The organism is Pseudomonas sp. PDM13 (genome assembly GCF_025685765.1).
Lineage (GTDB): Bacteria > Pseudomonadota > Gammaproteobacteria > Pseudomonadales > Pseudomonadaceae > Metapseudomonas > Metapseudomonas solani.
Window position 1 is genome coordinate 149958 of the sequence record NZ_JAOTQU010000009.1, and the last position, 20653, is coordinate 170610.

The 20653-nt window shown below is 66.5% G+C and carries 16 protein-coding genes; 4 read left to right on the forward strand and 12 right to left on the reverse strand.

Annotated elements, in window-relative coordinates; all coding sequences use genetic code 11:
- Nucleotides 1-73 precede the first annotated feature (73 nt).
- On the forward strand, nt 74-1105 hold the full coding sequence (gene torT / locus OEJ36_RS12185) for a TMAO reductase system periplasmic protein TorT (protein ID WP_263401694.1): 1032 nt from the start codon (nt 74-76) through the stop codon (nt 1103-1105).
- Between the two features lie 66 nt (nt 1106-1171).
- On the opposite strand, the gene betA is transcribed toward torT, so the two are convergent.
- Together betA and betB are read right to left on the reverse strand one after the other, a co-directional pair.
- Complete coding sequence (betA, locus tag OEJ36_RS12190; RefSeq protein ID WP_263401695.1) at nt 1172-2863, reverse strand: choline dehydrogenase; 1692 nt, start codon at nt 2861-2863, stop codon at nt 1172-1174.
- A gap of 79 nt (nt 2864-2942) precedes the next feature.
- Nucleotides 2943-4415 (reverse strand): betaine-aldehyde dehydrogenase, encoded by a 1473-nt coding sequence (gene betB / locus OEJ36_RS12195; RefSeq protein WP_263401696.1) that lies wholly within the window; start codon nt 4413-4415, stop codon nt 2943-2945.
- A 362-nt stretch (nt 4416-4777) separates the two neighbouring features.
- On the opposite strand from betB, the gene OEJ36_RS12200 reads away from it, so the two are divergent.
- The gene (locus OEJ36_RS12200) at nt 4778-6313 is read left to right on the forward strand and encodes a BCCT family transporter (RefSeq protein ID WP_263401732.1); all 1536 of its coding nucleotides are present in this window, start codon (nt 4778-4780) and stop codon (nt 6311-6313) included.
- Nucleotides 6314-6422: 109 nt separating this feature from the next.
- Here OEJ36_RS12200 and betI read toward each other — a convergent pair whose 3' ends face one another.
- The 6 genes from betI to OEJ36_RS12230 all read right to left on the reverse strand — a co-directional run bounded on the left by betI (nt 6423) and on the right by OEJ36_RS12230 (nt 12904).
- Nucleotides 6423-7016, reverse strand: a complete 594-nt coding sequence (gene betI / locus OEJ36_RS12205; protein WP_263401697.1) for a transcriptional regulator BetI — start codon at nt 7014-7016, stop codon at nt 6423-6425.
- 204 nt (nt 7017-7220) lie between these two features.
- On the reverse strand, nt 7221-8078 hold the full coding sequence (locus OEJ36_RS12210; RefSeq protein WP_263401698.1) for a glycine betaine ABC transporter substrate-binding protein: 858 nt from the start codon (nt 8076-8078) through the stop codon (nt 7221-7223).
- Between the two features lie 133 nt (nt 8079-8211).
- On the reverse strand, nt 8212-9156 hold the full coding sequence (locus tag OEJ36_RS12215; protein ID WP_263401699.1) for a choline ABC transporter substrate-binding protein: 945 nt from the start codon (nt 9154-9156) through the stop codon (nt 8212-8214).
- A 51-nt stretch (nt 9157-9207) separates the two neighbouring features.
- Nucleotides 9208-10092 carry an ABC transporter permease gene (locus OEJ36_RS12220; protein ID WP_021218174.1) on the reverse strand — a complete coding sequence of 295 codons (885 nt, stop codon included), beginning with the start codon at nt 10090-10092 and terminating at the stop codon, nt 9208-9210.
- A gap of 2 nt (nt 10093-10094) precedes the next feature.
- Nucleotides 10095-11291 carry a glycine betaine/L-proline ABC transporter ATP-binding protein gene (locus OEJ36_RS12225; protein WP_021218173.1) on the reverse strand — a complete coding sequence of 399 codons (1197 nt, stop codon included), beginning with the start codon at nt 11289-11291 and terminating at the stop codon, nt 10095-10097.
- A 671-nt stretch (nt 11292-11962) separates the two neighbouring features.
- The gene (locus OEJ36_RS12230) at nt 11963-12904 is read right to left on the reverse strand and encodes a choline ABC transporter substrate-binding protein (RefSeq protein ID WP_263401700.1); all 942 of its coding nucleotides are present in this window, start codon (nt 12902-12904) and stop codon (nt 11963-11965) included.
- 267 nt (nt 12905-13171) lie between these two features.
- Between OEJ36_RS12230 and OEJ36_RS12235 the strand changes: the two genes are divergently transcribed.
- The gene (locus OEJ36_RS12235) at nt 13172-14548 is read left to right on the forward strand and encodes an L-serine ammonia-lyase (RefSeq protein WP_263401701.1); all 1377 of its coding nucleotides are present in this window, start codon (nt 13172-13174) and stop codon (nt 14546-14548) included.
- Nucleotides 14549-14962: 414 nt separating this feature from the next.
- Nucleotides 14963-16063, forward strand: coding sequence for a GlxA family transcriptional regulator (locus OEJ36_RS12240; protein WP_263401702.1), 1101 nt, complete (start codon nt 14963-14965; stop codon nt 16061-16063).
- A 202-nt stretch (nt 16064-16265) separates the two neighbouring features.
- On the opposite strand, the gene OEJ36_RS12245 is transcribed toward OEJ36_RS12240, so the two are convergent.
- The 4 genes from OEJ36_RS12245 to dgcB are packed head-to-tail and all read right to left on the reverse strand — an operon-like array spanning nt 16266 to nt 20555.
- A complete protein-coding gene (locus tag OEJ36_RS12245) occupies nt 16266-16511 on the reverse strand; it encodes a hypothetical protein (RefSeq protein ID WP_263401703.1) in 246 nt (81 codons plus the stop codon).
- Between the two features lie 31 nt (nt 16512-16542).
- On the reverse strand, nt 16543-17322 hold the full coding sequence (locus OEJ36_RS12250; protein WP_263401704.1) for an electron transfer flavoprotein subunit beta: 780 nt from the start codon (nt 17320-17322) through the stop codon (nt 16543-16545).
- Complete coding sequence (locus tag OEJ36_RS12255) at nt 17312-18544, reverse strand: electron transfer flavoprotein subunit alpha/FixB family protein (protein ID WP_263401705.1); 1233 nt, start codon at nt 18542-18544, stop codon at nt 17312-17314. Before OEJ36_RS12255 ends, OEJ36_RS12250 begins: the two co-directional genes overlap by 11 nt.
- A gap of 46 nt (nt 18545-18590) precedes the next feature.
- Nucleotides 18591-20555 carry a dimethylglycine demethylation protein DgcB gene (gene dgcB, locus OEJ36_RS12260; protein ID WP_263401706.1) on the reverse strand — a complete coding sequence of 655 codons (1965 nt, stop codon included), beginning with the start codon at nt 20553-20555 and terminating at the stop codon, nt 18591-18593.
- Nucleotides 20556-20653 lie beyond the last annotated feature (98 nt).

The window sequence follows — 20653 nt, forward strand, 5'->3', positions numbered from 1 at the left end:
TCATCCCGCCGCGAGCGGCGCCGGCTGCTAGGCTAGGTTCACTCCCCCTCGCGTTTGCTGCGGAATGGCCCCTATGCGGATCTGCTGTGCGCTGCTGCTTTCCCTGTTGGCTCTGGCGCCCTGCCATGCGGCGCAGTGGTTCCCGGTACCGGTGATCGCCGACGGGCAGGCCCGCGACTATGTCCCCCTCGACCATGCCAGCCGGCCCTGGCGCATCTGCACCCTGCTGCCCCATGGCATCGACCGCTACTGGTGGGGCGTCGCCTGGGGGCTGGACGAGGAAGCCCGGCGCCAGGGCGTGCAGCTGGGCATCTACGAAGCCGGCGGCTACCAGTTCCCGGCCATGCAGCGCGCCCAGCTGGCCCGCTGCATCCAGCTCGGTGCCGACGCCTTCGTCATCGGCGCCATCGAGGCCCGTGGCCTGTGCCATGAGATCGAGCAGTTGAAAAGAAACGGCACGCCGGTGATCGACCTGGTGAACGGCATCGACTGCGATGGCGTGACCGCCCACGCGCGGGTGGATTTCGCCGATATGGCGCGGGAGGCCCTGGGCTATATACGCGAGCGGGCGGGGGACGGGCCGATCAACCTGGGTTGGCTGCCGGGCCCCAAGGACGCGGGCTGGGTGCTGGACGCCGAGCGCGGCTTGCGCACGGCCATGGACAGCACGTCGGTGCGCCTGGCAGATGGCGGTTACGGGCCCGTGGACCGCTCGACCCAGGCGGCGCTGGTGCGCGGGCTGCTGGGGCGTGAGTCACGCCTGGACTATCTGCTGGCCAATGCCGAAGCGGCCGCCTTCGCCGCGCAGCTGGTCAAGGCGTCGCCGTCGCGCTTCCAGACCCAGGTGGTCTCGCTGTATGCCACCGAACGGGTGGTGGAGGACATCCGCCAGGGGCTGGTGCTGGCGGCACCGACGGATTCGCCGGTACTCCAGGCGCGCATCGCCATCGACCTGGCGGTGCGGGCGCTGGAGGGCAAGGGTGAGGCGCGCTGGGTCAGCCCGCGCATCCAGATGCTCGACCGGCAAAGCCTGGAGCATTTCGATATCAGCCGGCTGATGCCGCCGGGTGGGCACTGGATGATCCGTCAGGAGCTGCCGGAGTAGGGCGGGGCTCCCGGGCCGGAGCCCGGGTTGCAGGAATGAAGGGGCGGTACTCGCCGCCCCTGGGGTTCAGCCGGCCTTGCGCTGCGGCTGGGTGCGTACCGGGGCGTCGCCGGCGACGTAGTAGCTGGCGGTGCTGCGGGGCAGCGGCTGGTGGCCACGGATCCGGTCGGCGATCTTCTCGGCGATCATGATGGTGGTGGCGTTGAGGTTGCCGGTGATGATCTCCGGCATGATCGACGCATCCACCACACGCAGCCCTTGCAGGCCGTGCACGCGGCCCTGGCCATCGACTACCGCCATCTCGTCGCTGCCCATCTTGCAGGAGCAGGAGGGGTGGAACGCGGTTTCGGCGTGGTTGCGGATGAAGTCGTCCAGCTCGGCGTCGGTCTGCACCTCGGCACCCGGGCTCAGCTCGCGGCCGCGGTACTTGTCCAGGGCCGGCTGCGCCATGATCTCGCGGGTGATGCGGATGCCGTCGCGGAATTCCTGCCAGTCCTGCTCGGACGACATGTAGTTGAACAGGATGCTCGGGTGCTCGCGCGGGTCGCGGGACTTCAGGCGGATGCGACCGCGGCTGGGCGAGCGCATGGAGCCCATGTGCGCCTGGAAGCCATGCTCCTGCACGCCCTTGCTGCCGTTGTAGTTAATCGCCACCGGCAGGAAGTGGTACTGGATGTTGGGCCAGGCGAACTCTTCGCGGGTGCGGATGAAGCCGCCGGCCTCGAACTGGTTGCTGGCGCCCAGGCCCTTGCCGCGGAACAGCCAGTTGGCGCCGATGGCTGGCTGGTTCCACCACTTGGTGGCCGGGTAGATGGAGACCGGCTCCTTGCAGGCGTATTGCAGGTAGAGCTCGAGGTGGTCCTGCAGGTTCTCGCCGACGCCGGGCAGGTCGTGCACCAGGGGGATGTCGAACTCGCGCAGCAGGGCGGCCGGACCGACGCCGGAGCGCTGGAGGATCTGCGGCGAGGCGATGGCACCGGCGCACAGCAGCACTTCGCGGCGGGCGTTTACCGTGACCGGCTCGTTGCCATCGCCGTGCAGGTAGGCGACGCCGCTGGCGCGCTTGCCGGTGAAGAGGATGCGGTCGGTGGTGGCGTGGGTGACGATGGTCAGGTTGGGCCGGCCACGGGCCTGGTCCAGGTAACCGCGACCGGTGGCGGCGCGGCGGCCTTCCGGGGTCACGGTGCGGTCCATCGGGCCGAAGCCTTCCTGCTGGTAGCCGTTGAGGTCGTCGGTGGCCGGGTAGCCAGCCTGCACGCCGGCCTCGACCATGGCGTGGAACAGCGGGTTGTTGCCGGCCTTGGGCGTGGTGACGCTCACCGGGCCGTCGCCGCCGTGGTAATCGTTGGGGCCGATGTCGCGGGTCTCGGCCTTGCGGAAGTAGGGCAGGCAGTCGAGGTAGGTCCAGTCTTCCAGGCCGGGCGTCTTGGCCCAGTTGTCGAAGTCCAGGGCGTTGCCGCGGATGTAGCACATGCCGTTGATCAGCGAGGAGCCGCCCAGGCCCTTGCCGCGCCCGCACTCCATGCGGCGGTTGTTCATGTGCGGCTCGGGGTCGGTCTCGTAGGCCCAGTTGTAGCGGCGGCCCTGCAGCGGGTAGGCGAGGGCGGCGGGCATCTGGGTGCGGAAGTCCAGGCGGTAATCGGGGCCACCGGCCTCCAGCAGCAGGACGCTGGTGTTGGCGTCCTCGGTCAGGCGGGTGGCCAGCACGTTACCGGCGGAACCGGCACCGATGATGATGTAGTCGAATTCTTGAGGCATAAGGCTCTCTCTTTAAATGGCTGGGTGGGCTGGAAGCCAGAGCGCTCAAGGCTTCTGGCTTCCAGCTTCGGGCTGCCGTTTAGAAGACGGAGAAGTAGTCGCCTAGCTCGACCTGCACCGATTTGATGCGGGTGTAGTGGGCGAGGGTGGTCAGGCCGTTCTCGCGGCCGACGCCGGACTGCTTGTAGCCGCCGACGGGCATCTCGGCGGGCGACTCGCCCCAGGTGTTGATCCAGCAGATGCCGGCTTCCAGCTTGTGGATAACCCGGTGGGCGCGGGCCAGGTCGCGGGTGACGATGCCGGCGGCCAGGCCGTAGTCGGTGTCGTTGGCGCGGCGGATGGCTTCTTCTTCGGTGTCGTAGACGAGGATGCTCATCACCGGGCCGAAGATTTCCTCGCGGACGATGGTCATGTCGTCACGGCAGTCGGTGAATACGGTCGGGGCCACGTAGGCGCCCTTGGCGTAGTCGCCGTCGGTGACGCGCTCGCCGCCGATCAGCAGGCGCGCGCCTTCCTTGCGGCCGGACTCGATGTAGCCGAGCACGCTTTCCATGTGCGGGAAGCTGGTGAGCGGGCCGAAGTTGGTGTTCTCGTCCTGCGGGCTGCCCAGGCGGATGCGCTTGACGCGCTCGACCACCTTGGCCTCGAAGCGGGCCTGCAGCACGCGCGGGATGAACACGCGGGTGCCGTTGGTGCAGACCTGGCCGGAGCTGAAGAAGTTGGCCATGACGGCGATGTCGGCGGCGCGGTCGAGGTCGGCGTCCTCGAAGATGATCAGCGGCGACTTGCCGCCCAGTTCCATGGTCACTTCCTTGAGGGAGGAGCTGGAGGCGCTGGCCATCACCTTCTTGCCGGTGGCGGTGCCGCCGGTGAAGGAGATCTTCTCGATCTGCGGGTGCTCGGTCAGCCACTGGCCAACTTCGCGGCCGCTGCCGGTGAGGACGTTGAACACGCCATCCGGCACGCCGGCTTCGGTGTAGATCTCGGCCAGCTTGAGGGCGGTCAGCGGGGTCACTTCGCTGGGCTTGAAGATCATCGCGTTGCCGGCGGCCAGGGCCGGGGCGGATTTCCACATGGCGATCTGGATCGGGTAGTTCCAGGCGCCGATGCCGGCGACCACGCCCAGGGGTTCGCGGCGGGTGTAGACGAAGCTGGTCTCGCGCAGGGGGATCTGCTCGCCTTCGATGGCGGGCACCAGGCCGGCGTAGTACTCGATCACGTCGGCACCGGTGACGATGTCCACGGCGCGGGTCTCGGCCAGGGGCTTGCCGGTGTCGAGGGTTTCCAGGGCGGCCAGTTCGTCGTTGCGCTCGCGGAGGATCTCCACGGCGCGACGCAGGATGCGCGAACGCTGCATGGCGGTCATCGCCGCCCACACCTTCTGGCCTTCGATGGCGCTGGCGACGGCGCGCTCGACGTCGTCCTTGCCGGCACGCTGGACGTTGGCGAGAACTTCACCATTGGCCGGGTTGATGCTCTCGAAGGTGGCGCCGCTAGTGGAGTCGACGTAGCGACCACCGATGTAGAGCTTCTGGTCTTCGAATCGGGCCATGGGGTGTGTCCTCTCAGGTCTCGTTTGCGCAAGGCGGGCCGTGCTCGGGGCGGGCCCTTTGTCGGAATTCCGGGCGCGACGAAGGTGCCCGGAAGAGTGAAAACGAGCCTACTTTATTTTTATTGAACGTTCAAACAACAAAGAATAAGCTGCGCTCCATGAACGGGGCTGCGGCAGTTCGCCGCACCTCTTCAGGCCGCATTGCAGAGGCTTCGCCGGGTTACATGAGCGGGTCGGCAGGGCGGCGCGGGTCTGTCGTTGCGCCGTCAGGCGCGTGCCTTCACTGCCCTGGAGCTCTTCTCCAAATGAGTACCGCTTCCCTTGCGCTGCACCCCGAGTCGCGTGCGCGGCTCAACCCCGTGGTGTTCTTCGGGTCCACCGCGTTGATCCTGATCCTCACCGTCGCCCTGATCCTCTTCCCCGAAGGGGCCGGGCTCTGGCTGAACAAGGCGCAGAGCTGGCTCTCGCGCAGCTTCGGCTGGTACTACATGCTGGCCATCGGGGCCTACCTGTTCTTCGTGCTCTACGTGGCCTTCTCCCGCTACGGCAACCTGCGCCTGGGCGCGGACGGCGACCGGCCGGACTTCAGCTACGGCGCCTGGGCGGGGATGCTGTTCTCCTCGGGCATCGGCATCTCGCTGCTGTATTTCGCCGCTTCCGAGCCCATCGACCACCTGTACAACCCGCCGGAAGGCGCGGCGGGCACCGAGCACGCGGCGCGCCAGGCGCTGCAGCTGACCTTCCTCCACTGGGGCGTGCACGGCTGGGCGATCTATGCCCTGGTCGGCCTCGCCGTGGGCTACTTCGCCTACCGCCACAAGCAGCCACTGGCGCTGCGTTCGGCGCTCTACCCGCTGTTCGGCGAGCGCCTGATGAAGGGCTCGGTGGGCAACGCGGTGGATTGCTTCGGCATCTTCGTCACCCTGCTGGGCCTGGTGACCAACCTCGGCATCGGCTCGCTGCAGGTGTCCTCCGGCCTGGAGTACCTGTTCGGCCTGCCCCACAGCCAGGGTGCACTGCTGGCGGTGATCCTGGTGATGAGCGCAGTGGCGACCCTGGCCGCCGTGTCGGGGATCGAGAAGGGCATCCGCCGCCTGTCGAACCTCAACATCATCCTGTTCAGTGGCCTGCTGCTGTTCGTGCTGTTGGCCGGCAACACCCTGCACCTGCTCAACGGCCTGGTGCAGAACCTCGGCGACTACCTCAACGGCCTGGTGCTGAAGACCTTCGACCTCTACGTCTACACCGGCCAGTCCGGCAAGAGCGAGGCGTGGATGGGCCTGTGGACCCTTTTCTACTGGGCCTGGTGGATTTCCTGGGCGCCCTTCGTCGGCATGTTCATCGCCCGCATCTCCCGTGGCCGAACGGTGCGCGAGCTGGTCTGCGGCGTGCTGCTGATCCCGCTCGGCTTCACCCTGGCCTGGCTGTCGATCTTCGGCAACAGCGCCCTGGACCTGGTGATGGACCAGAACGCGGCCGAACTGGGCAAGGCGGCGCTGGAGCAGCCGGCGATGTCCATCTACCTGCTGCTGGAGCACTACCCCTGGGCCAAGGCGGTGATCGGCCTGTCGATTTGCGTGGGCTTCGTGCTGTTCCTGACCCCGGCGGATTCCGGCTCGGTGATGCTGGCCAACCTGTCGCGCAAGGGCGGCGAGCTGGACGAGGATGCACCCAACTGGCTGCGCATTTTCTGGTCGGTGCTGATCACCCTGGTGACCATCGGCCTGCTGTTCGCCGGTAACTTCACCGCCATGCAGACGGTGGTGGTGCTGGCCGGCCTGCCGTTCTCGGTGGTGCTGCTGCTCTACATGTTCGCCCTGCTCAAGGCGATGCGTATCGACATGGAAGTCCAGGAGATGAACCGGCACTCGCCGGTGGTGGTGCCGGGGCCGGTCTGATCACCCCACAATGAACAGCGCCCCAGGGGAAACCCCGGGGCGTTTTCATTTGTGGCGTGTAGGGGCGATTTCAATCGCCACGCGGCGTGCAGCGCCGCCATTACGCGCGTCAGCCAGCCGCCTTGGCCAGCTGCAGGTCGAGATAGTCATAGGCGATCTGCAGCGCCTGCTGGGCGTTGAAGGTATCGCCGGTGAGGGCGCTGCGCAGCCACAGGCCGTCGATCAGCGCGGCCAGGCCACGGGCGGAGGCGCGGGCCTGTTCGTGGGCGAGCACGCGGCGGAACTCGCAGCACAGGTTGGAGTAGAGGCGGTGGTCGTTGACCCGCTGCAGGCGGCGCAACGCGGGCTGGTGCATGCTGGTGGCCCAGAACGCCAGCCAGGTCTTCATGGCCGGGCCGTTGACCTGGCTGTCGTCGAAGTTGCCGTCGATGATGGCGCGCAGGTGGGCCCGCGCGGAGTCGTCGCCCAGGGCTGCGCGGCGTTGGCGCACGGCGTTGCTCAGGGCCAGCATCAGGTGGCGCATGGTGGCTTCGAGCAGGCCGTTCTTGTCCTGGAAGTAGTGGCTGATGATGCCGTTGGAGACACCGGCGAGGCGGGCGATATAGGCGATGCTGGCATCGCCCATGCCGACCTGGTCGACGGCTTCGAGGGTCGCGTTGATCAGTTGCGAACGGCGGATCGGCTGCATTCCGACCTTGGGCATCAGGCTCTCCAGACGACGAATTCGGACGAAGGAAAGCGCGCAGTCTAGGGCGTATCAATTTGATCGATCAATCAAGAAGGTCGTTACGGACATGACCTGTCGGTCAAAGGCATGCCGCCTGATGCGCCGAAGAGGGCGCAGCACATAACCAAAAACGGCGATGCGCACTAGGGGCACGCATCGCCGTCGAGAGGTTGCCAGCGCTTACTTAAGCCATTCGGCCACGCGCTCGGGGTTCTTGGCGATCCAGGCCTTAGCGGCCTCTTCGGGCTTGGCGCCCTCGCGGATGGCCAGCATCACGGCGCCCACTTCCTCGCCGTTCCAGGAGAATTTCTTGAGGAAGGCGGTGGCTTCCGGCGCCTTGGCTTCCAGGCCCGGGTTGACCACGGTGTCGACGTGCTCGTCATCGCCGAAGACCTTTTTCGGGTCCTCGAGGAAGCGCAGTTTCCACTTGGCGAACATCCAGTGCGGGATCCAGCCGGTGACGACGATGGGCTTCTGGGCCTTCTCGGCGCGGGTCAGCGCGGTGGCCATGGCCGGGCCGGAGCTGGGCATCAGCTTGATGTCGAGGTTGTACTGCTTGATGGCGTCTTCGGTGCGGCGCATCACGCCGGCGCCGGCGTCGATGCCGGTGATCTTGCCGTCGAAATCCTTGCTGTACGTGTTCAGGTCTTCGATGGATTTGGCTTGCACGTAGTCGGGCACGATCAGGCCGATCTTGGCGCCCTTGTAGTTGGAGCCGAGGACCACGACCTTGTCCTTCAGCTTCTCGAAGTATTCACCGTGGGTGGCGGGCAGCCAGGCGGAGAGGGTGCCATCCAGGTCACCCCGGGCGATTCCCTGCCACATGATGGCGGGCTCCACCGGCTTGAGATCGACGCCGTAACCGAGTTTCTCCTTGAGGATTTCGCCGGCGACGTGGGTGGCGGCGACGCTATCGTCCCAGCCATTGACGTAACCGATCTTCAGGGTGGGTTTGTCAGCGGCATGGGCGCTGCCGAGGCCGATGGCCAGGGCGGCGATGCCGATGGATTGCAGACACAGGGACTTCAGCTTTCGCATACGTATTGCTCCATCAGGTGGGATTGGCAGCTAGCTACGTTGGATGCCATTAGCCCGTTCTTGCGCGGGCTGCATGGCGCTGCATGCCATGGCCCGATCAGGGCCATGGACGCAGGAGACGGGAAGCGGAAAATCAGAGGCCGACGTGTTTCTTGACGGCAGCGGCGCCGTCCTGGCCATCGAGGGTGGTGACGCCGGCCAGCCATTTGTCGAGGATCGCCGGGTTGGCCTTGATCCAGTCCTTGGCGACCACGACCGGGTCTTCCTTCTTGAGGACGCGGTCCATCAACTGGCTTTCGATCTCGACGCTGAACTGCAGGTTGTTCAACAGCTTGCCGACGTTGCTGCAGCGCGCTTCGTAATCCGGCGGTACCACGGTGTAGACCTTGGCGGCGCCGAAGTCCGGGCCGAACACGTCATCGCCACCGGAGAGGTAGGTGAGATCGAACTGGGTGTTCATCGGGTGCGGGGCCCAGCCGAGGAAGACCACCGGCTCCTTCTTCTTCACCGCGCGCTGCACCTGGACCAGCATGCCGGCCTCGCTGGACTCGACCATGCGGAAGCCGCCGAGGCCGAACTGGTCGCCCTTGATCATCTTGTCGATCAGCAGGTTGCCATCGTTGCCCGGCTCGATGCCGTAGATCTTGCCGCCTAGCTGGTCCTTGAACTTGGCGATGTCCTGGAAGCTCTTCAGGCCAGCCTCGGCGGCGTAGGTGGGCACGGCCAGGGTGTACTTGGCGCCTTCGAGGTTGGCGGTCGGCAGCACCTTCACGCCGTTGTCCTTGGTGAAGGGCTCGATCACGGCGTCCATGGAGGGCGCCCAGTAGCCGAGGAACACGTCGATCTGCTTGTTCTTCACGCCGGTGAAGGCGATCGGTACCGAAGCCATGATCTTGCGCGGGGTATAGCCCAGGCCCTCGGTGAGGACCATGGCGACGCCGGTGGTGGCGGAGATGTCGGCCCAGCCGATCTCGGCGAAACGCACCTGTTTGCAGCTCTCCGGATCCTGTGCCCACGCGCCTTGCATCAGCGCGCAGGCCAGCAAGCCGGCACCCGCGATCTTCTTCATGTTCATCATCTGCAACTCCCTGCTACTGGAAAGTGATGGCTTCTGTTTTCTAGGTATACGTTATTGCCGTTGCAGCTTGGCCCGCGCGCTCAGCCAGCCGAACAGGCGGCCGCGGGAAGCGGTTTGCGGGGTACCGAAGCTTTCGGTGATGCGGTCGAGGATGATCGCCAGCAGCACCACGGCCATGCCGCTTTCGAAGCCCAGGCCGATGTCCAGGCGCTGGATACTGGCGAGCACGTCGTTGCCCAGGCCGCCGGCGCCCACCATCGAGGCGATGATCACCATCGACAGCGCCATCATGATGGTCTGGTTGACCCCGGCCATGATCGACGGCATCGCGTTCGGCAGCTGCACCTTGTATAGCAGCTGCCAGCTGGTGCAGCCGAAGGATTGCCCGGCCTCGACTATTTCCTTGTTCACCTGGCGGATGCCGAGGCTGGTGAGGCGCACCGCCGGCGGCATGGCGAAGATCACCGTGGCGATGATGCCGGGCACGCGGCCGAGGCCGAAGAGCATGGCGGCGGGGATCAGGTAGACGAACGCCGGCATGGTCTGCATGAAGTCGAGGATGGGACGGATGATGTAGGCGACTCGTTCGCTCTTCGCCGCCCAGATGCCCAGGGGCACGCCCAGCAGCAGGCTGATCAGGGTGGAGGAGAAGGTCAGCCCGAGGGTGACCACCGTCTGTTCCCAGAAGCCGGTGAGCACGATGAGCACGAAGGCGGCGGCGGTGAACAGGGCGAACTTGACGCCGATGCGCCACAGCCCGAGGCCGACGAAGACGGCGATCACCAGCCAGGCCGGTGGCCACATGAGGAAGCGTTCGATCAGCTCGGAGAAGCCGCTGACCACCGCACCGATGTTCTCGAAGGCGCCGCTGTAGTTGTCCAGCAGGTGCTGGACGACGTCGTTGACCCAGCTGCCCAGATCCAGTTTCTCGCTCATGGTCATTCTCCCTGCAGACGGCTAAGCAGGCGGCCCTTGCTGATGGCGCCGCAGTAATGGCCGTCCTGGTCGACGACAGGGATGGGGCCTTCGTTGTCCACCAGGCGTTCGATCACCTGTTCCAGCGGAAGGTCCTCGGGTACCGGCACGATGTGCTTGAGCAGCTCAGGCTCCAGGCACTTGTTCTGGCCTTCTTCCACCAGCAGGGCGATCTTCTCCAGGCTGATGGAGCCGCGGAACTTGTTGTCCTCGTCGACGATGAAGGCGTAGTGCTTGTCCAGCGCCTGCAGCTCCTGGCACACCTGCTGGGCGTTGGGCGCCTTGCCGTTGTGCACGTAGAGCGGGACGCTATCGGACTTGAGCTGGCCAGCGGTGAGGTAGCGGCTGGTGTCGACGGTGTCGAAGAAGTTGCGCACGTAGTCGTTGGCGGGCTTCTCGATCAGCTCCTGCGGGGTGCCGACCTGAACCAGCTTGCCGCCTTCCATGATGCCGATTCGGGTGCCGATGCGCATGGCCTCCTCGATATCGTGGGAGACGAAGATGATGGTGCGGCGGTGGGTCTTCTGCAGCGCCAGGAGGACGTCCTGCATCTCGCGGCGCTTGAGCGGGTCGAGGGCCGAGAAGGCCTCGTCCATGATGATCATCGAGGGGTCGACCGCCAGGGCGCGGGCCAGGCCGACGCGCTGCTGCATACCGCCGGACAGCTCATGGGGGTACTTCTGCGCGAAGGGCGCCAGGCCCACCTGCTCCAGTACTTCCATGGCGCGCTGCTCGCGTTCCTTCTTGCCCTTGCCGGCCACTTCGAGGCCGAAGGCGGCGTTGTCCAGCACGGTGCGCGAAGGCATCAGGGCGAAGGACTGGAAGACCATGCTCATGTCGCGGCGACGCAGGTCGATCAGTTGCGCCTTGGGCAGCTTGGCGACGTTCTGGCCGTCGATGAACACGTCACCGGCGGTGGGCTCGATCAGGCGGTTGATCAGGCGGATGAGCGTGGACTTGCCCGAACCGGAGAGGCCCATGAGCACGAATATCTCGCCTTCCTCGACGCTGAACGACACGTCGCTGACGCCGATCACCGCGCCACGTTCGGCGAGGATCCTTTCCTTGCTCCAGCCTTGCTTGAGCAAGTCGATGGCTTCTTGTGGCTGTTGGCCGAAAACCTTGTAGAGGTTCTGGACAACGATTTTTCCAGACTGCATGGGATGGTTCCCCTTCAGTAGACATCCAGATCAGCTACACGGGACCGGACGGGCGCCACGGGGACGCGCCGACAGGCGATGCCGACTGTTATTGCCTGTGTGGGTTTACTGGTTCCAGGGCCTGGCAGGAGAATCGCGCAACCGGCGGAGCGGGCTAGGCACTGCACGGATTCGAGGATTCGCCATGACACCTGGGGTGTATGGACGAGTGTTCGATTCCTTGAGTTCCTGACCATCATTCCGCTGTTTTGCAAACCGCTTTCCAAACCCTCTGGCAGTGCTACGAAACCCTGTCCTTGGGTCGATCAACACCTCGTCCTGAGGTGTGCGTACATCCGAAATTTCTTGTAGGGCGGGCGCCTTAGACATTGGCTCCGCCGTTTTCTGTTCTTCGGTCCAGGGCTGAGGGCCCAGGTCTGTCAGTTCAGGCTTGAAAGGACAGCGACGAAATCGGCTGAGTCAACGATATAGCCTCGGTAGCCGGGCAATTGTCGGTTTACGACCCTGACGTGTTGGGCGACGACACAAGGCCGGTTGCCGAAAAAAACCATAACAGAAATTTTTCACCTGTTGGGGATGCTGAAACCCGCGCAGGGCGCGGGTTTCAGGGGTTGACACAGCCTCAGGCAAGAGCTGCCGGGGGCTACAGCGGATTCGAGAAAAAGCGAAATTCACGGCGCTGCGGCGAGCCCGAGAGCGGCATTCGCCATTTTCCCGTCGCGGGTGGTGACGCCCACCAGCCACTTCTCCAATTGCTCCGGATGCTCCTTCAGCCAGGCCTTGGCTTCGCGCCGGCGGTTGGTGCTCTGGTTGAGGATGGCCCCCATCAGGTGGTTCTCCATATCCAGGCTGAACTCCAGGTTGCCCAGCAGGCGCCCGAGGTTGGGGCATTCCTTGGCCAGGCCCGCGCGGGTGTTGGTGTAGACGGTGGCGCCGCCGAAGTCGGGGCCGAAGTAATCGTCGCCGCCGGCCAGGTAATGCATCTGGAACTGGTTGTTCATCGGGTGCGGCTCCCAGCCGAGGAACACCACCCAATGCTTGAGGTGCTCGGCGCGCTTCACCTGCGCGAGCATGCCGCTCTCGCTGGACTCCACCAGCTTGAAGTCGGCGAGGCCGAACGCCTTGTCGTCGATCATCTTCTGGATCAACTTGTTCCCATCGTTGCCGGGCTCGATTCCGTAGAGCTTGCCGCCCAGTTCCTTCTTGAATTTTGCCAGGTCGGCGAAGCTCTTCAGGCCGCCGTCATAGGCGGCCTGGTTCACCGCCAGGGTGTACTTGGCGCCCTTGAGGTTGGCGCCGAGGGTGTCCACGCTGCCGTTCTCGCGGTAGGGCGCGATGTCGTTCTCCATGCTCGGCATCCAGTTGCCGAGGAAGACGTCGATCTGCTTTTCCGACAGCGCCTTGTAGGTGTCGGGCACCGAGAGCCGCTTGACCTGGGTGCTGTAGCCGAGCTCGGCGAGCACGTAGCGGGTGACGGCGGTGGTGACGGTGATATCGGTCCAGCCGACATCGGCGAAACGGACGGTCTTGCAGGATTCCGGTTCAACGGCGGCCTGTGCCAGCAGCGGGGTGCAGAGCGCTACGGCCAGGAACCGGGGGATCAATGGGTTCATGGGGACTTCCACAGCAGAGTCGAGGGGATGGCGATCGCCTGTCCGCGCGGCGAACGGACTGCTGCTGGCCGGTGCGGGTGCGCCCGGATCATGTGACGAAGTCGTGCGGGCTTCTACGAAGCAGGTCGCAAGCAGGAAGGTGCTGTCGCTTTTTCATCCACGACGCCGCGGCGTATTTGGACACGAGCGGGTCGGTGTGGGACGCCGGCTCGCGGCGGAAATGCAGATGATGTCGGCGACGCCCCATCACCCGTCGCGGAGACCATCGTGGCTATCAGCGTGTTCGACCTGTTCAAGATCGGTATCGGTCCTTCCAGTTCCCATACCGTCGGCCCCATGCGCGCTGCGGTGCTCTTCGTCGGCGCCCTGCGTGAGCGCCAGCTGCTGGAGCGGGTGACGCGCCTGGAGGTGAACCTCTACGGCTCGCTTTCCGCCACCGGCATCGGCCATGGCACCGACCGCGCCGTGATCATGGGGCTGATGGGCGAGTGGCCGGACCGCATCGACCCCAAGCAGATCGCCCCGCGTATCGCCGAGCTGCTCGCCAGCGGCACCTTGCCGCTGGATGGCCGCCTGCCGGTGCCCTTCGACTGGCAGCGTGACATGCGCCTGCTCGACGAGAACCTGCCCTACCACCCCAACGCCATGACCCTGGTGGCCGTGGGCGAGGACGGCGAGCTGCACCGCGACACCTACTATTCCGTCGGCGGCGGCTTCGTCGTCGATGCCGAGCAGGCCGCCGCCGGCCAGCTCGACCAGGATCACACCCGGCTGCCCTATGACTTCTCCAGTGCCGAGGAGCTGCTGCAGCTGTGCAAGCGCCATGGCCTGCGGGTGTCCGAATTGATGCTGGCCAACGAGAAGGCCTGGCGCAGCGAGGCGGATATCCGTAGCGGGCTGCTGCGCCTGTGGGACGCCATGCGCGAATGCGTGGACAACGGCCTGAGCCAGGAAGGCATCCTGCCCGGCGGCCTCAATGTGCGCCGCCGCGCCGCCAGGCTGCACCGCAGCTTGCAGGAACTGGGCAAGCCCAATGTCATCGGCTCGACCATGAGCGCCATGGAGTGGGTCAACCTCTTCGCCCTGGCGGTGAACGAGGAGAACGCCGCCGGCGGGCGCATGGTCACCGCGCCCACCAATGGCGCGGCGGGGATCATCCCGGCGGTGCTGCACTACTACATGAAGTTCAACCCCGAGGCCTCCGACGGCGACGTGGTGGACTACCTGCTGGGTGCCGCCGCCGTGGGCATCCTGTGCAAGAAGAACGCGTCCATCTCCGGCGCCGAGGTGGGCTGCCAGGGCGAGGTCGGTTCGGCCTGTGCCATGGCCGCCGCCGGCCTGGCCGAAGTGCTCGGCGCCACCCCGGAGCAACTGGAGAACGCCGCCGAGATCGGCCTGGAGCACAACCTCGGGCTGACCTGCGACCCGGTGGGCGGGCTGGTGCAGGTGCCCTGCATCGAGCGCAATGCCATCGCCGCGGTGAAGGCCATCAACGCGGCACAGATGGCCCTGCGTGGCGACGGCGAGCACTTCATCTCCCTCGACCGGGTGATCCGCACCATGCGCGATACCGGCGCGGACATGCACGACAAGTACAAGGAAACCTCGCGCGGCGGCCTGGCCGTCAGCGCCATCGAATGCTGACCCGCTTTCGCTCCCCGGCGCGTCGCCCTGCCAGCTTTTGGTGCGACGCCCCGGGCCGCTGCCAGCGCCTCGTGTGACCGCTCGGTCACCTGCGCTGCCGCCCGTCTGTTACGCCCGGTATTCCCGGACGTAGCGGGGTGACAACGGCACCACCAGCGGGTGCTACCTAATACCCCAGGCCCCAGGAACCACGCGGCCTGGCGGTCGTTAACAGAATATTTCTGTCGCTCTCGCCTAGCCCCGCTGGCATGGGGTTTGGATGCGCTTATGCATTTTTATTGAACGGCTGAACAATTTAGGCATGACCTTTGCCTCGTATCAGGCGTAACCATCTGGGTCAGTCGCCGTACCAGAACCATAAGAAGAGAACCTCGCAACGAAGGTTCACAGCGTGCTTAGCGTGAGGGTTTTCAGATGTCACAGTTCAACCAGGGCTCCCAGCCCCAGAACCGCGCACCCCAATCCATCGGCTTCCTGCTGCTGGACAACTTCACCCTGATTTCACTGGCCTCCGCGGTGGAACCGCTGCGCATGGCCAACCAGCTGTCCGGCAAGGAGCTCTACCGCTGGTTCACCCTCACCCAGACGGGCCTGCCGGTAAGCGCCAGCGATGGCTTGCAGATCACCCCCGATGCGGGCCTGGAGAACGCTCCGGCACTGGATGCGGTGATCGTCTGCGGCGGCGTCGATATCCAGCACAGCGTTACCCGTGAACATCTGCAGTGGCTGCAATCCCAGGCGCGCCAGGGCCGCCAGCTCGGCGCCGTGTGCACCGGCAGCTGGGCGCTGGCCAAGGCCGGCCTGCTCGATGGTTACGATTGCAGCGTGCACTGGGAATGCCTGGCGGCGATGCAGGAGGCCTTCCCCCGCGCCGCCATCACCACCCGCCTGTTCTCCATCGACCGCAACCGCAACACCTCCTCCGGCGGCACCGCGCCGATGGACATGATGCTGCACCTGATCGCCCGCGAGCACGGTCGCGAACTGGCGGCGGCAATCTCCGAGATGTTCATCTACGAACGCATCCGCAACGAGCAGGACCACCAGCGCGTGCCGCTCAAGCACATGCTCGGCACCAACCAGCCGAAGCTGCAGGAAATCGTCGCGCTGATGGAGGCCAACCTCGAGGAACCCATCGATCTGGACGAGCTGGCCTGCTATGTCGATGTGTCCCGCCGCCAGCTGGAGCGCCTGTTCCAGAAGTACCTGCACTGCTCGCCGTCGCGCTACTACCTGAAGCTGCGCCTGATCCGCGCGCGCCAGCTGCTCAAGCAGACCGCCATGTCGATCATCGAAGTGGCCTCGGTATGCGGCTTCGTCTCCACGCCGCACTTCTCCAAGTGCTACCGCGAGTACTTCGGCATTCCGCCGCGTGACGAGCGGGCCAACCAGAACGCCAACGTGGTCGCCCTGGTGCCCATGCCCGAGGACCTGATGCGGCCTTCGTCCTCCACCGCCATGGCGGCCCTCACCCGCGCCCAGGGCGAGTCCACCTTCGCCAGCGTGCGCCTGTAAAACCTCCCGGGGCCGCACAGCGGCCCCGGTCATTTCAATCTCACCGCCGTGCCGCGGTTTCTTCGCGGTTGAAACCGCTCCCACAACGCGACGCCAATGCATTGTTGCGGGCTCCATTCCTGTGGGAGCGAATTCATTCGCGATGCTTTTCGAGCCGGCATGAAAAAGGGCGCCATCGGCGCCCTTTTTCGTTGCGGGTGGATCAGCGCGGTACCAGCGCCGGCAGCAGGGTGCGGGAGATGGCCTCGCGCACATTGGGCAGCAGGGTGGCGCGGCCTCCCAGCAGTTCCTCCACCAGGCGCCGCAGGGCCACGGCGCGTTCGGGGCTGAGGCCGCTCACAGCGTGCTCGCAGGCCTGTTCGGCGCTCACCCCCGAGGGAATGGGCAGCCCCAGCGCCACCAGGCGCTCGCGGAAATCTTCCTGGTCGATCAGATCGGCATGCATCATGGCCTGTCTCCTCCGGTCATCGGGCTGCGCGTCAGCGCAGCACTCCTTCTTCCATCAACAGCTTGAAGATAGCCTCGGCGCCCTCGTCTGGCGACAGGTCCTTGAGCACCTTGCCGCCTCCGCCTGAAGCCTTGGCCGTGGCCGCCTTCATGCGCTCGGCGCCGGTCTTGGCCTTGATCACCTTGAGGCGCTTGGGCCTGGGCCGGGCCGGCTGCAAGCGTGCCTCGGCCAGCAGCGCGTCTTCAACCACCTCGACGTCGCAGGCCTTGAGCGTGCCGCGCCGCGCCGGGCCGAAGGCGCTTTGGCGTGCCACCGGGGCGGCGTTGTCGACGCTGGCGAGAAACGGCAGGCGCACCCGCAGGCGGCGTCGTTGTCCTCGGGGCAGGGCTTGCAGCACCTGGGCCACGCCGTTCTCCACCTTTTCCACTTCGGCCAGGCCCACCACCAGCGGCCAGCCGAGCCGCTCGGCTAGCAGGAAGGGCAGCATGCCCGAGCCTTCGCCGGTTTCCGCCTGGCTGCCGGTGAGCACCAGTTGCGCGCCGGCGTCGGCGAGGTAATCGGCCAGGGCGGGTAGCGCGTCGGCCTGGGCGGGTTGTTCGAGTACGGCGATCTGCGCCAGGCCCATGCCCAGGTAGGCGCGCAGGGCCTCCTCGCGCGGGTTGCCGGCGTGCAGCACCTGCAGGCGTTCGCCACCCAGGCGCAGGCCGAGTTCCACTGCACGTGCGTCCTGTTCCGCACGCCGTGGGCGGCCGGAAGTGGGGTGGGCGCCGACCGAGACCAGGGCGACGATGTTCAGTGCGTCATGCGGCATCGCGTGCACCTCCCTGACGGTGTGCGGTGATCCGTTCGATCAGCGCGGCGAGGATGGCGCCGGAGTCGCCGATCACCGAGAGATCGGCGCGTTTGATCATGTCGCAGCCCGGGTCCATGTTCACCGCGATCACCTTGTCGCAGGCGCCTATGCCCTGCAGGTGCTGGATGGCGCCGGAGATGCCCACCGCCAGGTAGACCCGCGCGGTGACCCAGGTGCCGGTGGCGCCGACCTGGCGGTTGCGCGGCATGTGGCCGTCGTCCACCGCGACGCGGGAGGCGCCCTCGGTGGCGCCCAGTGCCTTGGCCGCTTCGTGGAACTGTGCCCAGTCCTTCACGCCGTTGCCTCCGGACAGGATGAATTCGGCCTCGGCCATGGGGATCTGCGCCGGGTCAACGGCCACCGCGCCGAGGTCCTCGATGCGCGGCAGGCTGCGGGCGATGCTGGCCTGTAGCTCGATGGGGCTGGCTTCGTGGCGGGTCTCGCTGACCGGCTCGGCGCACTCGGCGGCGGCCAGGATCAGCCGCGGCGTGGCGCGCACCAGGTCTTCGCGACCGGCACCGGCGCGACCGCTGCAGTGCTCGCCATCCACCTGCCAGACGCGGGTGGCGGGGCGCTCGCCGAGCTTGGCGGCCAGGCGCCGGCCCAGTTCGCCACCGCCGCTGCGGCTGTCGGGCAGCAACCAGTGGCGCGGGGCGAGCTGGCTTTCCACGGCGCTCAGGGCCAGCACCCGCGCTTCCGGCGCGTAGCCGTCGAAGGCCTCGCCCTGGATGCGCAGGATGCGGTCGACGCCCGCGCTGTCGAAGGCGGTTTCCTTGTCGTCGCCGAACAGCACCGCGACCACCGCGCCGTCCGGGCCGGCGAGCTTGTTGGCCAGGCCGAGCAGGTCCTTGTCGTGGCTGCCTAGGCGGCCGCCGACCATGTCCGGCACCACGGCGATGTAGAAGGCCGGTTGCGCCACCACATGCAGCGGCAGTTGCACCGCCTCGCTGGCACCGCTGCGCTTGCTGCTGGTGCCCTGCTGGGCGCCGCTGCGGTCGATGCGCTTGATGCCGGCGGGGCCGATGAAGCCGGCGGCGATGGCGTGGGGGTTCTTGCGGATGACGCCGTTGGGCCCCATCCAGCTGGTCTGTCCCTGCTGCTGCATTGCGGCATGCAGGGGGTGCAGGCGATTGCGGGCGATACGCTCGGCACGCGGGTCGCGGCGGATGATGTCGCTCATCGTTGAATCTCCGTGCGGGAGGGGCGCAGGTGGGCAAGGCGTTGCATCAATGCACCTCCGCCACGGCTTCGCGTTTCGCCGCTGCCGGCTTCTTCGCTTCTGCCGGGGCCTCGACCAGCACCTCGGCCACCAGCTCGGCGATGTCCTTGATCTCCGGGCGCGGTGCGACCACGCCTTCGAGCATCGCGGTGCACTGCGGGCAGCCCACGGCCACCACCTCGGCACCGGTCTCCTTGATGTCGACCATGCGCATGTCGGGGATGCGTTGCTTGCCGGGGATGTCGGTGATCGGTGCGCCACCGCCGCCGCCACAGCAGCGGGAGCGGAAGCCGGAGCGGGCCATTTCCTTCACCTCGATGCCGATGGCCTTGAGCACGGCGCGTGGGGCCTCGTACTCGCCGTTGTAGCGGCCCAGGTAGCAGGGGTCGTGGTAGGTGACGGCACCGGCCTTGCTCTGGCCGAGATTCAGCGCGCCGCCCTGTACCAGCTCGTCGATGAAGGTGCTGTGGTGCAGCACCTGGTAGTGACCGCCAAGGGCGCCGTATTCGTTCTTCAGCACGTGGAAGCTGTGGGGGTCGCAGCTGACGATGCGCGTGAAGCGGTACTGCGAAAGCGTGGCGATGTTGCGCCGGGCCAGCTGCTGGAAGGTGGCTTCGTCGCCCAGGCGCCGGGCCACGTCGCCGCTGTCGCGCTCTTCCAGGCCGAGCACCGCGAAGTCGACCTCGGCGGCCTTGAGGATCTTCACGAAGGCCCGCAGGGTGCGCTGGTTGCGCATGTCGAAGGCGCCGTCGCCGACCCAGAACAGCACGTCGGCCTGTTTCTTCTCGCTCATCAGCGGCAGGTTCAGGTCCGCCGCCCAGTTGAGCCGCCCGCCGGGGGCGAAGCCGCCGGGGTTGTCGGTGGCGATGAGGTTTTCCAGCACCTCGGCGCCCTTGTTCGGGGTAGCGCCCTTTTCCAGGGTGAGGTGGCGGCGCATGTCGACGATGGCATCGACGTGCTCGATCATCATCGGGCACTCCTCGACGCAGGCGCGGCAGGTGGTGCAGGACCAGAGCGTCTCGGCGTCCACCAGGGCCTTGCCCTGCAGGGCGACGATGGGCTGGTGCGGGCCGCCGCTGTGTTCGCCCAGGGGCTTGCCTGGGTAGGGGCTGCCGGCGAAGTTGGCGTCATTGCCACCGGCCAGGCCGATGACCATGTCCTGGATCAGCTTCTTCGGGTTCAGCGGCTGGCCGGCGGCGAAGGCCGGGCACATGGCCTCGCACTTGCCGCACTGCACACAGGCGTCGAAGCCGAGCAATTGGTTCCAGGTGAAGTCGGTGGGCTTTTCCACGCCCAGGGGCGCGCTCGGGTCGGCCAGGTCCAGGGCCTTGAGGCCGGTGGAACGACCGCCGTCGAAGCGTTCGGCGCGACGGTGCCAGGCCAGGTGCAGGGCACCGGCGAAGGCGTGCTTCATCGGCCCGCCCCAGGTCATGCCGAAGAACAGCTCGGACACGCCCCAGGCCACGCCCACGGCGAGAATGGCCGCGAGGAACCAGCCGCCGAAACCTTCCGGCAGGATGCCGGCCACCGGCAGGGTGGCGATGAAGAAGCTCGCGGCGAACATCAGCAGGCTCTTGGGCAGGCGCATCCAGGGGCCTTTCGACAGCCGCGAGGGCGGGTCGAGGCGGCGCTTGGCGACGAACAGCGCGCCGACGAACATCAGCGCCGTGGCACCCAGCAGGGCGAAACCGAGGATGCGGCTGTGCAGCCCGAAGCCATGCACGAGGATCGCCAGCAGCGCCGCCAGGACGAAGCCGCCGGCCGTGGCCACGTGGGTCTTGGACATGTACTTGTCGCGCTCGACCACGTGGTGCAGGTCCACCAGGTAGCGGCGCGGCATGGCCAGCAGGCCACCCAGCCAGTCGACCTTCGCCGGCCGGCCCCGACGCCACATGAGGAAGCGCTTGGCGGCGCCGAGTACGGCCAGTGCCAGGGCGGTGAAAAGAAGGATCGGAAGCAATGTGCTCAACATGGATAACCACCTTGGCCGCAGCGGCAAGCGACAAGCTTCAAGCTGCAAGCAAGAGCCGAGTCCCGCTCCGGCTCTTGCTTGCGGCTTACCCCTTGCCG

Excerpts from the sequence above, each read along its gene's own strand:
- torT (WP_263401694.1), top strand. The coding sequence starts at position 74 with ATGCGGATCTGCTGTGCGCTGCTGCTTTCCCTGTTGGCTCTGGCGCCC.
- betA (WP_263401695.1), bottom strand. The coding sequence starts at position 2,863 with ATGCCTCAAGAATTCGACTACATCATCATCGGTGCCGGTTCCGCCGGT.
- betB (WP_263401696.1), bottom strand. The coding sequence starts at position 4,415 with ATGGCCCGATTCGAAGACCAGAAGCTCTACATCGGTGGTCGCTACGTC.
- betI (WP_263401697.1), bottom strand. The coding sequence starts at position 7,016 with ATGCCCAAGGTCGGAATGCAGCCGATCCGCCGTTCGCAACTGATCAAC.
- OEJ36_RS12210 (WP_263401698.1), bottom strand. The coding sequence starts at position 8,078 with ATGCGAAAGCTGAAGTCCCTGTGTCTGCAATCCATCGGCATCGCCGCC.
- OEJ36_RS12215 (WP_263401699.1), bottom strand. The coding sequence starts at position 9,156 with ATGATGAACATGAAGAAGATCGCGGGTGCCGGCTTGCTGGCCTGCGCG.
- OEJ36_RS12220 (WP_021218174.1), bottom strand. The coding sequence starts at position 10,092 with ATGAGCGAGAAACTGGATCTGGGCAGCTGGGTCAACGACGTCGTCCAG.
- OEJ36_RS12225 (WP_021218173.1), bottom strand. The coding sequence starts at position 11,291 with ATGCAGTCTGGAAAAATCGTTGTCCAGAACCTCTACAAGGTTTTCGGC.
- OEJ36_RS12230 (WP_263401700.1), bottom strand. The coding sequence starts at position 12,904 with ATGAACCCATTGATCCCCCGGTTCCTGGCCGTAGCGCTCTGCACCCCG.
- OEJ36_RS12240 (WP_263401702.1), top strand. The coding sequence starts at position 14,963 with ATGTCACAGTTCAACCAGGGCTCCCAGCCCCAGAACCGCGCACCCCAA.
- OEJ36_RS12245 (WP_263401703.1), bottom strand. The coding sequence starts at position 16,511 with ATGATGCATGCCGATCTGATCGACCAGGAAGATTTCCGCGAGCGCCTG.
- OEJ36_RS12250 (WP_263401704.1), bottom strand. The coding sequence starts at position 17,322 with ATGCCGCATGACGCACTGAACATCGTCGCCCTGGTCTCGGTCGGCGCC.
- OEJ36_RS12255 (WP_263401705.1), bottom strand. The coding sequence starts at position 18,544 with ATGAGCGACATCATCCGCCGCGACCCGCGTGCCGAGCGTATCGCCCGC.
- dgcB (WP_263401706.1), bottom strand. The coding sequence starts at position 20,555 with ATGTTGAGCACATTGCTTCCGATCCTTCTTTTCACCGCCCTGGCACTG.